General features: G+C 64.3%; 9 protein-coding genes and 1 tRNA gene. 3 read left to right on the top strand and 7 right to left on the bottom strand.

Annotated features, from left to right (window positions below):
• Window positions 1–12 precede the first annotated feature (12 nt).
• A complete protein-coding gene (locus ETR14_RS02205; RefSeq protein ID WP_129383157.1) occupies window positions 13–2,184 on the top strand; it encodes a M3 family metallopeptidase in 2,172 nt (723 codons plus the stop codon).
• Between the two features lie 264 nt (window positions 2,185–2,448).
• Here ETR14_RS02205 and ETR14_RS02200 read toward each other — a convergent pair whose 3' ends face one another.
• Together ETR14_RS02200 and ETR14_RS02195 are read right to left on the bottom strand one after the other, a co-directional pair.
• The gene (locus tag ETR14_RS02200) at window positions 2,449–3,516 is read right to left on the bottom strand and encodes a phosphotransferase (protein WP_129383156.1); all 1,068 of its coding nucleotides are present in this window, start codon (window positions 3,514–3,516) and stop codon (window positions 2,449–2,451) included.
• A gap of 30 nt (window positions 3,517–3,546) precedes the next feature.
• Complete coding sequence (locus ETR14_RS02195; RefSeq protein ID WP_129383155.1) at window positions 3,547–5,670, bottom strand: malate synthase G; 2,124 nt, start codon at window positions 5,668–5,670, stop codon at window positions 3,547–3,549.
• A 59-nt stretch (window positions 5,671–5,729) separates the two neighbouring features.
• Between ETR14_RS02195 and ETR14_RS02190 the strand changes: the two genes are divergently transcribed.
• A complete protein-coding gene (locus ETR14_RS02190) occupies window positions 5,730–6,998 on the top strand; it encodes an amidohydrolase family protein (RefSeq protein ID WP_129383154.1) in 1,269 nt (422 codons plus the stop codon).
• 44 nt (window positions 6,999–7,042) lie between these two features.
• Here ETR14_RS02190 and ETR14_RS28090 read toward each other — a convergent pair.
• The 5 genes from ETR14_RS28090 to ETR14_RS02170 form a co-directional block, all read right to left on the bottom strand.
• Window positions 7,043–7,139 (bottom strand) — tRNA-Ser (locus ETR14_RS28090).
• 18 nt (window positions 7,140–7,157) lie between these two features.
• Entirely contained in the window at window positions 7,158–8,105 is a 948-nt protein-coding gene (locus tag ETR14_RS02185) for a tetratricopeptide repeat protein (protein ID WP_129383153.1), read from the bottom strand.
• Window positions 8,102–9,058: a dipeptidase gene (locus ETR14_RS02180; protein ID WP_165356274.1), complete on the bottom strand. Its 957-nt coding sequence runs from the start codon at window positions 9,056–9,058 to the stop codon at window positions 8,102–8,104. The genes ETR14_RS02185 and ETR14_RS02180 overlap by 4 nt, the downstream gene beginning before the upstream one ends.
• 180 nt (window positions 9,059–9,238) lie before the next feature.
• Window positions 9,239–9,862, bottom strand: a complete 624-nt coding sequence (locus ETR14_RS02175; RefSeq protein ID WP_129383151.1) for a helix-turn-helix domain-containing protein — start codon at window positions 9,860–9,862, stop codon at window positions 9,239–9,241.
• A gap of 168 nt (window positions 9,863–10,030) precedes the next feature.
• Window positions 10,031–12,511 carry a TonB-dependent siderophore receptor gene (locus ETR14_RS02170; protein ID WP_165356273.1) on the bottom strand — a complete coding sequence of 827 codons (2,481 nt, stop codon included), beginning with the start codon at window positions 12,509–12,511 and terminating at the stop codon, window positions 10,031–10,033.
• A gap of 149 nt (window positions 12,512–12,660) precedes the next feature.
• On the opposite strand from ETR14_RS02170, the gene ETR14_RS02165 reads away from it, so the two are divergent.
• Entirely contained in the window at window positions 12,661–14,019 is a 1,359-nt protein-coding gene (locus ETR14_RS02165; protein WP_243455726.1) for an amidohydrolase family protein, read from the top strand.
• The last annotated feature ends 20 nt before the right edge of the window (window positions 14,020–14,039 follow it).

The raw sequence follows: 14,039 nt of genomic DNA, 5'->3' as shown, positions 1-14,039 counted from the left end.
CGGAGATCCAAGTTGAAGGCATTCCTTCTTGCCTCGGCCGCCGCCCTGTCGCTCGCGGCCTGCGCCAGCACGGCCGACACCGTTCCCGTTCAATCCGCAGCCGCCGAACCGGCCGCAGCCCCCGTGGAAGCACCCGTGACCGTTCCGAACAACATCCTGCTCGCCGACTGGACCGGCCCCTATGACGGCGTGCCCCCCTGGGATCAGGTCAAGCCGGAGCTCTTTCCGGAAGCGATCCAGTTCGGCATCGACGAGCAGCGCCGCGAAGTGCAGGCGATCGTCAACGATCCCGCCGCGCCGACCTTCGCCAACACCGTCGAAGCGCTCGAAAAGGTCGGCCAGCGGCTCGACCGCGTGCTGTCCATGTTCGGAGTGATGACCAGCAACATGGCGACGCCCGCTTATCAGGCGCTGGACAAGGAATGGTCGCCGAAGCTCTCGGCTGCCTCCGACGAAATCACTCTCGATCCCAAGCTGTTCCAGCGCATCAAGGCTGTCTACGAGGCACGGGAGAGCGCCGGTCTCGACGCCAAGCAGCAGCGGCTCGTCACCCGTCTCTACGAAAGCTTCGTTCGCCGCGGGGCAAATCTCTCGGCCGAGCAGAAGCAGCAGCTGTCCACTTACAATTCCCAGCTTGCGGAGAAATTCGCGACCTTCAGCGAGAAGGTGCTGGCCGACGAGAGCACCCACATCGTCACCACCGACGCCGAACTGAAGGGCGTGCCCGCCGACATCAAGGCCGCCGCTGCGTCCGCCGCCAAGGAGCGTGGCCTCCCCGCGGGCAGCTTCGCGATCGTCAACACGCGCTCCGCCGTCGATCCGGTGCTGACCTTTGCGGACAATCGCGCCTTGCGCGAAAAAGTGTGGCGGGCCTTCGTCAATCGCGGCGACAACGGCGGCGCCAACGACACCAACCAGACGATTGCCGAGATCGTCAAGCTGCGCGCCGACCGCGCCAAGCTGCTCGGCTTCGCCAGCCATGCCGAGGCGCGCATGCAGGACACGATGGCCAAGACTCCGGCGCGCGCGATGGAGCTGATGATGGGGGTGTGGCCGGCGGCGGTCGCACGGGTCAAGGAAGAGGTTGCGGACCAGCAGGCGCTCGCCCGCAAGACCGATCCCAAGCTGGTCATCGAGCCTTGGGATTATCGCTACTATCAGGAGAAGGTTCGCAAGCAGCGCTACAACCTTTCGCAGGAAGAGGTGAAGCCCTATTTCGAACTGAACAACATCATCGAAGCCTCCTATTGGGCGGCCGGCGAGCTGTACGGGCTGGATTTCAAGGAGATCACCGGCACCGTCCCGGTGTGGAATCCGGACATCCGGGTGTACAGCGTCACCGATCGCCGCGACGGCCATCAGGTCGGCGTCTTCTACCGGGACGATTATGCCCGCACCGGCAAGCGCTCGGGCGCCTGGGCGACGACCTATCGCAGCCGCGCGGGCCTGCTCGGCGACAAGATCGTGCTCGGCTCCAACAACAACAATTTCGTCAAGCCGGCACCGGGCGAGCCGGTGCTGATCAGCCTCGACGATGCCGAGACGCTGTTCCACGAATTCGGCCACGCCATCCATTATTTCCTGTCCGACGTCTACTATCCGAGCTTCGGTGGGACGCCGCGCGACTTCGTCGAATATCCGAGCCAGGTGAACGAGAATTGGCTGCTCACCCAGCCGGTGCTCAGCCGGTTCGCCAAGCATTACAAGACGGGTCAGCCGATGCCGGCGCCGCTGATCGACAAGATCGAGAAGGCCTCGACCTTCAACCAGGGCTTCGCGACCGTGGAGTATCTGTCCTCGGCGATCGTCGACATGATGCTGCACATGGATCCGGTCGGAATCGTCGACGCCGACACATTCGAGCGCGACGCGCTGGCGAAGATCGGCATGCCGCGGGAAATCGTGATGCGGCACCGGTTGCCGCAATTCAATCACCTGTTCTCGTCCGACGCTTACTCGGCCGGCTATTATTCCTACCTCTGGTCGGAAACGATGGACGCCGACACCTGGGCGGCGTTCGAGGAAGCCGGGAATCCGTTCGACAAGGCGACGGCGGACCGGTTCCGGACGACGTTGCTGTCGACCGGCAACGAGACCGATCGGGCCGAGGCCTATCGCGCCTTCCGCGGCCGCGATCCCGACGTCAAGGCGCTGATGCGCAAGCGTGGGTTTCCGGTGAAGTGAGGCCGTAAGCTCGTGAACCGTTCCGGCTGAACGCGTCGAGAATAAGGCAGGGAGGGGGCTTCGACAGGCTCAGCCCGAACGGTGGGAGGTATGGGATCCTGGTACGGGGAGAGGCTCGGAAGCTTCCAAACCTTCGCCCGTCGGTCCGCCATATTCCCAAGATTTCCCACCGATCACCCGTTCGGGCTGAGCTGTCGAAGCCCTCTCCTTCATGCGCTAGTGCGGAAGGCGTACCGCGACCCGGAAAGCCGGCGTGCCCGCTTATCAGGCGCCGGCTTTCACCGCCTGCGCCCAGGCCAGCTCCGCCAGCGGCTCGAGGCCTGCCGCCATCTTGTCGGCATGGGCGGAGGCGGCGGTGCCGCGGACGATCCGGCCCTTGATTCCGTGAACGATCGCGGACAGCCGGAACAGGTTGAAGGCGACGTAGAAATCGAGATTGGGGATGCCGTCTCGGCCGGTGCGGCGGCAATAGGATGCGACATAATCGGCTTCGGACGGGATGTTGCGCGCGGCGAGATCGAGGCCCGCCAGCCCGGTCGTGATCCCTGCCGGCATCCGGTAGATCATGAGATGGTAGCTGAAATCGGCAAGCGGGTGGCCGAGCGTCGACAACTCCCAGTCGAGCACCGCGACCACGCGCGGCTCGGTCGGATGGAAGATCATGTTGTCGCAGCGGAAATCGCCGTGGATGATCCGCGTCTCGTCCTCGCCTGGCGGAATGTTGGCGGGCAGCCAGTCGACCAGGCGGTCCATCGCCGGCACGCGGCCCGCTTCGACGTCGCCGAGATATTGGCCGGACCAGCGCGTGATCTGCCGGGCAAAATAATTGCCCGGCTTGCCATAGTCGCCGAGGCCCGCCGCTTCCGGATCGATCACGTGGAGCCGCGCGATGGTGTCGTTCATCGCGTCGAAATAGGCCGGGCGGTCGGAGTCGCCGACCTGCGGAAAATCCGCCTCCCAGAAGATCCGGCCTTCGACCATCTCCATCACGTAGAATGCGGTGCCGATCACATTGTCGTCGGTGCAGAGCGCAAAGGCGCGGGCGACCGGGAAGCCTTCGGCGTGGAGCGCGCGGATCACCCGATATTCGCGGTCCACCGCATGCGCGCCCGGCAGCAGCTTGCCCGGCGGCTTGCGCCGAAGGACGTAAGCGCGCCCCGGCGTCAGCAATTTGTAGGTCGGGTTGGACTGGCCGCCCTTGAACTGCTCGACCGTAAGCGGCCCTGCAAAGCCTTCGACCTCTCGCACCATCCAGCGTTCGAGCGCCGCGACGTCGAAGCGATGCGCTTCGCGAACGTCGATCGTGCCGCTATTCTGTGCGCTCCGGTCCATCCTCTTCCTCCCTGCTCTTGGTCGCGATCGTCAGCCTTGCGCCTTCAGCCGCAGACGGTGGGCGTGGAGGACCGGCTCCGTATAACCGGAGGGTTGCGCCTCTCCCTCCAGCACCAGCGCCCGCGCTGCGCGAAAGGCGATGCTCGCGGCAGGATCGCTCGCCATTGGCCGATAGCCGGGGTCGCCCGCATTCTGACGGTCGACGATTGCCGCCATCCGCAGCAGCGCCTGTTCGACCTCCTCGCGGGTGACGATGCCGTGACGAAGCCAATTGGCGACATGCTGGCTCGAGATGCGGCAGGTCGCTCTATCCTCCATCAGGCCGACATCGTGGACATCGGGAACCTTGGAGCAGCCGATCCCCTGATCGATCCAGCGCACGACATAGCCGAGGATCCCCTGGACATTGTTGTCCAGTTCCTCCCGTACCGCCTCGGGGGACCAATTGCGGTCGGTCGCGACTGGGATGGTGAGAATATCGGCGAGCGGCGCCGGGATGCGGCCGGCAAGCGCCTGCTGCCGCGCTGCGACGTCGATCTGATGGTAATGGAGCGCGTGCAGCGTCGCCGCGGTGGGGGAGGGCACCCAGGCGGTGCTGGCGCCCGCCTCCGGGTGCGCGACCTTCTGCGCGAGCATGTCGGCCATCCGATCCGGGATCGCCCACATGCCCTTGCCGATCTGCGCCCGTCCCTGGAAGCCGCAGGCGAGGCCGACGTCGACATTGTTGTCCTCATAGGCCTTGAGCCACGCTGCGGACTTCATCTCGCTCTTGCGGACCATGGGCCCCAGCGTCATCGACGTGTGGATCTCGTCCCCGGTGCGGTCAAGGAAGCCGGTGTTGATGAACACGATGCGGTGGCGCACAGCGCCGATCACCGCGGCGAGATTGACCGAGGTCCGGCGCTCCTCGTCCATCACGCCGACCTTGATCGTGCATCGCGCGAGGCCGAGCAGATCCTCGGTGCGCGCGAACAGGCGGTCGGCAAAAGCGGCTTCCTCGGGCCCGTGCATCTTGGGTTTGACGATGTAGATCGAACCGCCGGCGCTGTTTGCTCTGCGGCCCTTGACGTCGTGCAGCGCGATGAGCGCGGTGAACACGGCATCGGCCAACCCTTCCTGCACGTCTTCGCCGGCAAGCCGCAGCATCGGATTGGCCATCAGATGCCCGACGTTGCGCACGAACAGCAAGGCGCGGCCCTTGCGCGTCAGCGTCGCGCCGTCCGGCGCCTGATAGACCCGATCCGCCTCGAGCCGACGTTCGATATCTTCGCCACCTTTGGCGAAGCGAACCGAAAGCTCGCCCTTCATCAGGCCGAGCCAGTTCCGATACACAGCCACTTTCTCGGCGGCATCGACAGCAGCCACCGAATCTTCGCAGTCCATGATTGCGGTGATCGCGCTTTCGATCAGGATGTCGGCGACGCCGGCCTTGTCCCGGCGTCCGATCGGGTGCGATCGATCGAGCCTTATCTCCAGATGGAGATTGTGATGGCGCAGCAGGATCGCATCGTCGCGCCATCCGGCGAGCAACGTGGGATCGATGAGCCCGCCGCGATCGGTAACCAGCCGGTTCGCCTCGATCCGATAGTCGGAGACCTCGGCGTGGCTGCCCTGGTCGAGCGGCGCGATGCGGTCGAGAAGGTCGCGGCCCCACGCGATCACCCGTGCTCCCCGCGCATCGTCATAGCCGCCGCCGGACGGGGGGTCGCCGAGCGCGTCGGTGCCGTAGAGCGCATCGTAGAGGCTTCCCCACCGCGCATTGGCGGCGTTCAGCGCGTAGCGCGCATTGCTCATCGGCACGACCAGCTGCGGCCCGGCGATCGTCGCCACCTCCGGATCGACATTCTCGGTGCCGATGGTGAAGGGCGGGGGCGGATCGACGAGATAGCCGATCTCGCGCAGAAATTCCTCTTCATCAGCCGGGGAGGGCGCCCGGCCGCCGAGCGATTCGTTGCGCGAGTCGATCCGTGCCTGGAACTGCTCGCGGCAGCGGAGCAGGCGCCGGTTCTCAGGAGTCAGGTCGCGGATCAGCGCCGACAGGCCTGACCAGAATTCCGTAACGTCGAGGCCTGTCCCGGGAAGCGCCTCCTGTTCGACGAACGCCTTCAATTCGGCATCGACTTCGAGGCCCGAAATGAGCTCATAGTGCGCCACGGCCGGCTCCCTTTATCCTGCGCTGCAATGCGGCGTAACCGCTCCGAACGGGATTATCCATGCGCTTCCTAGCTCTGCTTCTCGCCTGTTTCCTCTTCGCCGGCCACGCGGCGGCGGCGGAACCGGTCTTGCTGCTTCGCCCCGCCCGCGTCTTCGACGGCCTTGCGCCGGGGGCGCACGAAGGATGGGCGGTGCTGGTCCGCGGCGATCGGATCGTGGCGGCCGGCCCGGATCTTGCCGCACCGGCCGGTGTCCGCGTGATCGATCTGCCCGGCACCACCCTGATGCCCGGCATGATCGAGGGCCATTCGCACCTCTTTCTCCATCCCTATAACGAAGCCAGCTGGGACGATCAGGTGCTGAAGGAGCCGTCGGCGCTGCGCACCGCCCGCGCCGTCAACCATGCCCGCGCCACGCTGATGGCGGGCTTTACCACCGTGCGCGATCTCGGCACCGAAGGCGCCGGCTATGCCGATGTCGGCCTCAAGCAGGCGATCGAGCAGGGCATCGTCCCGGGTCCGCGCATGCTGGTGGCGACCCGCGCCCTCGTCGCCAGCGGCAGCTACGGCCCCAAATCGGGCGACCCGCTGCTTGCCGCGCAAGGGGCCGAGGAAGCAGACGGCGACGCGCTGGTGGCCGCGGCCCGCCGCCAGATTGGCGCCGGCGCGGAGGTCGTGAAGCTCTACGGTGATTATCGCTGGCGGCCGGGCGAGGACAGCCGGCCGACCTATTCCGAAGCCGAGATCGCCGCCGTGGTCGAGGCGGCGCGCGCCGCCGGCCGACCCGTGGCGGTGCATGCCAGCACCCCCGAAGGCATGCGCCGCGCCATCCTCGGCGGCGCGAGCACGATCGAGCACGGCAATGGCGGCACGCCGGAAATCTTCCGGCTGATGAAGGAGAAGGGCGTCGCGCTGTGTCCGACCCTTGCCGCCACCGATGCGACGTCGCGCTATCGCGGCTGGAACGGCGCCGCACCCGAGCCGCCCGCCGTTGCCGAGAAGAAGAAGAGCTTCGCCGCCGCGCTCGCCGCCGGCACGCCGATCTGCATGGGCGGCGATGTCGGCGTGTACGCCCATGGCGACAATGCGCGGGAGATGGAGTTGATGGCCGCCTGGGGCATGCGCCCCGCCGACGTCCTGATCGCCGCCACCGGCGGCAATGCCCGCATCTTCGGGCTCGCGGACCGGCTCGGCGCGGTGCGGCCGGGCCTGCTCGCGGACCTCATCGCGGTCGAAGGCGATCCCACGCGCGAGATCGGCGCGGTGCGGCGGGTGCGGATGGTGATGAAGGGGGGCGTCGTCGTGAAGGCGCCCGATCCGGCACGGTAGGCGGGTGCGGGTTCTGGCCGTCTCATACCCACTCAGTATGGAAGTGGAGGCCGGAGCCGGAATCGAACCGGCGTGCAAGGATTTGGCGTCCTCTGTGGAATGGTTCCTTAATCCTACCGAGCACGTGAGCGCCAACATGCCTGGAAGGCAGGTCGTCGGCTAGGAAGGGGCGCGGTCGGGGCGAGCAAGCTCCGCTTCGGCGGGCCAATGTCCCTGCGGGTTCTCCCGCACGATCTCCGTCAGCAATGCTTTTGCGCCGGCTTCGTCGCCCGCGAACCGCTTCTCCATCGCGATCGCGAACTTGAGGGTACTGTCTGGATTGCCGGAAAGGACGGTGGGATCCAGTCGCCCCTGCATGATCTGGACGGCTTGGTGGTAGGTGAAGTTCTCGATCAGCTTCAAATCGGGCTCGATAGCGGCGATGGCGGCACGCGCTTTGTCGTGCTGGCCCATCTTACGAAGTGCCAGGTAGGTCCAATAGGCAGCAGGCACTCGCATGTCGTCGCGGGCGAAGTCCGCAGCGAACTCAACGGACTTCGACATGCCCGCGACAACAGTCTCGTAGTCACCCGTCGCGAAGCTGGTCTGGGCGTGGTAGTAAACGATGTTCCCGCGATAGGTGCTGATCGTAAGGCCAAGTGGATTAGGAATCCCGTCCGGCTCGAAACTGTCAGGCGTATCGCCCATAAGCGCGAGCGCGCGCTCGTAGTCGAGCAGCGCGTCCTCGAAACGGCGAGCGCGGGTCAGGTCGCGAGCTCTAAATCGGTAAAGCTTGTAGCTGTTCGGAAAGCGCTTCAATCCGTCGCTGAAGGCGTGGACCGCATCGCAGATGCGGCCGGCATAATCGAGTCGACGGCCATACCAGATGTGCGTGTCTTCCCGGTCCGGTGCAATCTCAAGGGCCGCCTTCGCAATAGCGATATCCTGGTCGAGCCGCCTTTGCGTATCCGGGGAGTAGCTCGGCACTGCCAGTGGGGTGCCGATCAGGCTCTCGCTGCAATCCGGCGCTTTCGAAACGCTCCCGTGATCCGACGCCCGCACGGGAAGGGCCGCAATCATCAGCGCCAGGGTGGCGCCGAAACTGGCATGATGCAAAACCCTGTTCATCCGATCACCTCCTGATAGATCCGCCGAACATTAGCGCCCATAATCTTTTCGACGACGGTTTCCGGATAGCCGAGCTTGCGTACGCCGTCCCAGACCACCTCCATTCGACGCGGCCCGTTCAGTTCGTTGATGAAGAGCGGCCAGTCCTCCTCGTGGAAGTTGGCCCCTTCCTCTCGCTTGAGTTCGGCGACGTACGCGTCCGTCATTTCGACGACGCGATGGTCGCGGTCGCTTCCGATCGCAACATGATCTGCACCGGCCACCTTCACCGCATGATCGATGTGACGAAAATAATCCGGCAAGGCATCGGTGCGCTTGGCCGTCAGGAACGGCCGCATTTGGCAGAGGCCGACCACCCCGCCACGTTCTGCAAGCAGTCGCAGGTTTGCATCCGTCGTGTTGCGGACGTTACGGTGCACCGCCATGCAGGCCGTGTGCGAAACGATGACCGGCGTTTTGGACGCGGCGACCGTGTCCGCCATGGTTTGCATGTTGGCATGCGAAAGGTCGATCAGCATTCGCCGGGCATTCATCCGATCAACAAGCTCGCGACCGAACAGGGTTAGTCCGTTGGCGCCGAGCTCCTTACACCCGGAGCCCGCCCAATTCTGCTCGTTGTAGGTGATCTGGGCGGATCGCACGCCGAGTTTGTAAAACAGATCGACATTGTCGAGGTCGCGGCCGAATTGCGTGCTATTCTGGAACAGATAGAAGATGGCGATCCTGCCGCTCCTCTTGGCCTCGTCTAGGTCGCTCGTGCGCGTCGCCTTGAGGAAGAGGTCTGGGTGCGCCGAGATGTGCGCATCATGGTCGAGCACGGCTTGTACCGCTTCGTCGTAAGCACGTCCTTCATACGACTTCGGGTCGCACAAGGTCACCGTGATTGCATCGAGGCCGCTCGCGTGCATGTCCCGGATCAGCGCCGCGTCATAGTCCAGGCGGACCTCGCCCATGGCGTCGAATGTCAGGGGTCGCGTACGTTGCGCCGCTCTCGCCGGAGGCAGCGCAGCCAAGGACGAGAGGGCAGCGCTGGATAGGATGAACTGACGTCGATTCATGCGCTTGTCCCTCGTTTTCGTATCGGAAAAATTATTAGCCTATACGAAAACGCCGGGCAAGATGAGTTTAGCGCATCATGCCGTATTGACCCACAGCACCACCGCGTCTTCCTCGCTGGTGGAGTAACAGGCATGTTCCATGTTGCTGTTGATGTAGATGCTGTCACCGACTCCGAGGATGGCCGGTTCGTAATGCTCGGTCTGGAAGCAGATTTCCCCCTTGAGCACGTAGAGGAATTCCTCGCCGCTATGCTGTGACCATGTCTTGAAGTCCTCCGCACTACGGGCCTTGATGGTGGTCACGAACGGCAGGATCTTCTTGTTCTTCAGTTCCGCCGCGATGAGACGATGGCGATACACCTCCGTCTCCATGAGGCGACCGGTACCGCTCAGCGTCACGCTTCGGCGGCCGGCTGCGTCCTGTCCGGAGTTGGACGCGAACAACTCGGTGATATCGATGTCGAGGCCGACCGCCAGCTTCTGCACGACATCGAACGTCGGAGACATCTGATCGTTCTCGATCTTCGAGAGAGTTGAGGCGGCAAGCCCCGTCCTGCGACCGACGTCCTCCAGCGTCATGCCGCGCTCGCGGCGTAAATGGCGCAATCGTTCTCCGAGGTGGAAGCCTTCGCTCCGCGGCCGCTTCTGCGTGCGTACAGAGCTCAGGACGTCGAGCTTGTCTTCACTCGTGGGCGACATAGAATATGAATCCTCACTCTAAGCGAAGGTGCGGCATCGATCCGGAGCAATCCGGGTGATCGCGATATAGTCTATCAATCGGGAAATTCCGATGGGCGCACCGAAATGACAGTGATGCCGCTTCGATGCTGCCCACCGGAACCCCGGCTCGGTTGCGCTCGATTCGGATCAGAACCGGATCTTGGCGTTCACGTAGTAGAAGCCTCCGGCCACGCCGAACACGCTGTGATTGTCGTAGATGAGACCCGCGCGCGCCCGTGCCGCTCCACGATCCGGCGGGTAGATGTTGAATATGTTGCGGGCGCCTACGCTCAGATCCACATTCCGTATTCCGGAATAGGTCAGCTCGGCGTCGAACAAGGTCACCGCCTTGCGAGGTAGGAAGCTCGCCCCGTCGAGACGGCGCCACGCCCCATAGTGGATTGCGCGAGTCATCAAGGCGAAATCACCGACACGGGTGGTCGCTCCGAGATTGCCGCGCCACCGGGGCGTTCCCCGCTCGAATTCGGTGACCACCGCCGGGCTGAACCCGGACGGAGGTGCGCCCCGCAGGTGCTGCTCATTGTAGTTCACGGCGAGACTGAGGTCGGTGGACGCATTGGCCGACCATTTGTGGCGATAGGTGCTGACGAGGTCGAAGCCGCGAACACGGGTGTTCATCTCGTTCTGGAAGTAGCGCACCTCCTGGATGTCGGCACCATTGGGAAAGCCGATGGCGGCGAGGGCGGCACGCTGCGCCGCAGTGGTCTCGAGCGAGGGCGTGAGCAGCAGGCGATCATCGACGTCGATCTGGTAGAGATCCAGCGTCGCGAGGAAACCTTCGAGGCCCGTGAAGACGATCCCGGCGGACATGTTGAACGAAGTCTCGGGCTTCAGGCTCTCCGATCCGAACACCTGTGCGGCCGGCGATCCCGGCACCAGTACGGCATCAAGGATGAAGCCGCCGATGCCGTCGAGCTGGGAGGTCAGGCTCGTCCCGAACACCTGTCCAGCCGCGGGCGCTCGAAAGCCGGTGCTTACCGACCCGCGCAGTGCAAGCGCTTCGCTGATCTCGAACCGGGTGGCGAACTTGTAGCTGAAATTGTCCCCGAACTGCTCGTAATCCTCGTAGCGGCCGGCTGCCGACAGGTTCCAGCGCGAGGTGATGTCGGCGTCCACTTCAGCGAAAACCGCGTAGCTCGACGAGTCGAAGCTGCCCGCAAATTCCGGCGAGAAGCCCTGGAAACCGTTGGATCCGGCCGGGAGGTCTCGCAGCGGGCCGGTAGTGTAGCTCGCTTCGTCTCCCTCGCCGATGACATAGGTTTCCTTTCGATGGCTGATCCCGGCGAACGCTAGGATGTCGTCGGTCAATTCGTAAGAGGCTTCTGCGTCGAATTGCAGCTCACGCTGGGTCAGGGAGCCCGGCTTGAACGCGGTGGGCGAGTTGACGCCCAGCGAAGCATTGATGGTGCTGGTAATCAAATAGTCTACCGTGTTGGTGCCATACCGGCCGGACAGATCCCAATTGAGCCGCCCATTCCTGTCGCGAAGCCCGACGACGGCGCTGAAATCCTCGAGATTGCCCTTGAACTCGGGCGTGAAGCCGCCCGGGTAGATAGTTGCCAGGTTGAACGCCTGCGGATGGGCAGGAGAAAGGTCGAAAGCCGAGTTGGCATAGGTGTTATGGCCGTTGAGGCCGCCCGCAGCGAACGGCTGACGCAGTCCGAAGGTGACGGAGCTCTCGCCCATCATGTAGTTGCCGAACGAGTAGCCCTCGAGCTCGCTACCAATCTCTACTCCAGCGTTCCAGATTGCCTTGAAGGCCATATAGCGCGGGTCGAGATTACCCTCGGGATGGGGCGGAACCCCCGGGACGCCCGCCTCCTTTAGCGCTTCGGCACCGGCATGGTGGGCCTTGCGGGCAAAGGCCTTGGCCTGATCCGTGAACTGTGCGGCGATGTTGAGGTAAGCTCTGTCGCCGACCGGCACGGCGACGTGCCCCTGGATATCGTACGTCCGGCCGCCGCTCTCATAATATTCGCCGACCTGGCTGATGATCGATCCGCCGCTCTTCTGCTTCTTGAGCTCGAGGTTGATCACGCCGGCGATCGCGTCTGAGCCGTACTGGGCCGAGGCGCCGTCGCGCAGCACCTCCACGGAGGATAAGGCAATCGGCGGGATGACGTTGAAGTCTTGACCCTGGGACCCGGAAGTGGAGGCGTGGCCGGTGCCGATCTGCACGATCGAGGCGCGGTGCCGCCGCTTTCCGTTCATCAGCAGCAGCACGTGATCTGCGGGCGAGCCGCGCAACGTGATCGGTCGCACGAACGAGGAACCGTCATTGCCTTGCAGGCGCTGGGCGTTGAACGCAGGGACCAGCGTACGAAGCGCGTCGTTGACATCGGTATAGCCGGTGGTGGCGATGTCGTCCGGCGAGATAACGTCAACCGCCACGGCGCTGTCGGTGATCGACCGGTCCCGGCGACGCGATCCGATGACCACGATTCCCTCGCCGGTTTCGGCAGGCGCAGCGGCCGCGAGGTCGGAGCCATCGGCCTCGGTGGCCGTCGTCCCTTCCGGTTCGCTGGTTGCGACTTGGGCGTGCGCCTCTGGATTGATCAAGAACGCGACCGCCGACGACAGCAGCAGGCGTGTAGCTAGGTTTGACACTTTTCCCTCCCTGATTACCCGAGCATTGAAGCGGGTTTCCAACTCATCGTCACATCTCTAGAATTTTCCTATCATAAAAAATCTTGCCAAGTGACAAAAAAATTGTAGCAGTCGAAGTGTGGCATGGAGCCCGGGGCGGGGAGTTCGCGATGATGACGGCCAGCCGGTCAGGCGGAGTACGTGGGCGGCGCTACGGTGCAGCGCTCGTCGCTGCACTGCTCGTTGGCGCGAACGGCAATGCGGTCGCCATGGCGCCTCCGGCGCCGCCCACGCTTGCGATCCATGCCGGTACCGTGGTCGCGATTCCGGGCGAGCGCCTGCTCGGTCCGTCCACCATCATCGTCCGCGACCGTCGGATTGCCGAAATCGTACCTGGATACGTGCAGATCAACGACGCCTCGATCGTCGACCTGAAGAGCCGGACGGTGCTGCCCGGCCTTATCGACATGCACGTCCACTTCAGCTTCGGCCCGGAAACCAAGCTATGGTCGGCAGCGATCGACACGCCCGAGGATGTGGCACTGTTCGCCTTTGCCAATGCGAGAAGGACGCTCGACGCCGGTTTTACGACGGTCCGTGATGTCGGCTCGGATGGCAACGCGATCCATGCGTTGCGCGACGCCATCAACGAGGGTGACCTTGCTGGCCCGCGGATCTTCCTTTCCGGAACCTCCCTGTCGATCGTCGGCGGCCATGGCGACATGTCGGGCCTCAATCGCAGGACGACAGAAGCCTTGTTTCCGTACGACTATACCGGCGCCTGCACGGGACCGGTCGAATGCGCACTAAGGGTTCGCGAAGCTGCGAAATATGGCGCCAACCTCATCAAGGTTGCGGCGACTGGCGGGATTATGTCGCAGCAGGCACGCGGGCTTGAGCAGCACCTCACGGACGAGGAACTGGTCTCGATCGTGACCACGGCGCATGCGCTGGGCCTGAAGGTCGCTGCCCATGCCCATGGCCGCGACGGCGTGGCCGCTTCGGTCCGCGCTGGTGTCGACTCCATCGAGCACGGCACCTTCCTGGATGAGGAGATTGCCCGGGAGATGGCGGCACGAGGCACGTGGCTGGTACCCACGCTCGGCCTGCTCCAGGCTGAGACCGAGGCGGACACGAGCCGCTTCACGCCCGCCGTTCGCGCGAAAATCGCGGAAGCCCGTCGCCATCAGGGTGAGAACATACGGCTCGCGCAAAGATACAAGCTCAAGGTCGCGTTCGGCACCGATGCCGGCGTATCCGAACACGGCAAGAATGCGCGGCAATTCCGTCACATGGTCGAGCAGGGGCCGATGGCCCCCGTCGAAGCGATCCGGGCAGCCACCGTGTTGGCGGCTGATCTCCTGGGCCAATCGGAGGCAATCGGCTCGATCGAGGTGGGCAAACTGGCCGATCTCATTGCGGTCGACGGCGACCCGCTCGCGGATGTGACCGTGCTGGAACGCGTCGCCGCTGTGATCAAGGATGGTGAGGTGGTCAGGCTGTCGCCAGCTTCGCCGGCCAAGCCGTGAACCAAATCAACCTCGAGCCT

It is taken from the genome of Sphingosinicella sp. BN140058, from assembly GCF_004135585.1.
GTDB lineage: Bacteria > Pseudomonadota > Alphaproteobacteria > Sphingomonadales > Sphingomonadaceae > Allosphingosinicella.
This window is presented reverse-complemented; position numbering and strand designations above follow the sequence as displayed.

Coding starts and splice junctions, on each gene's coding strand:
- ETR14_RS02165 (WP_243455726.1), top strand. CDS start 12,661: ATGATGACGGCCAGCCGGTCAGGCGGAGTACGTGGGCGGCGCTACGGT.
- ETR14_RS02175 (WP_129383151.1), bottom strand. CDS start 9,862: ATGTCGCCCACGAGTGAAGACAAGCTCGACGTCCTGAGCTCTGTACGC.
- ETR14_RS02200 (WP_129383156.1), bottom strand. CDS start 3,516: ATGGACCGGAGCGCACAGAATAGCGGCACGATCGACGTTCGCGAAGCG.
- ETR14_RS02180 (WP_165356274.1), bottom strand. CDS start 9,058: ATGGGCGAGGTCCGCCTGGACTATGACGCGGCGCTGATCCGGGACATG.
- ETR14_RS02190 (WP_129383154.1), top strand. CDS start 5,730: ATGCGCTTCCTAGCTCTGCTTCTCGCCTGTTTCCTCTTCGCCGGCCAC.
- ETR14_RS02185 (WP_129383153.1), bottom strand. CDS start 8,105: ATGAACAGGGTTTTGCATCATGCCAGTTTCGGCGCCACCCTGGCGCTG.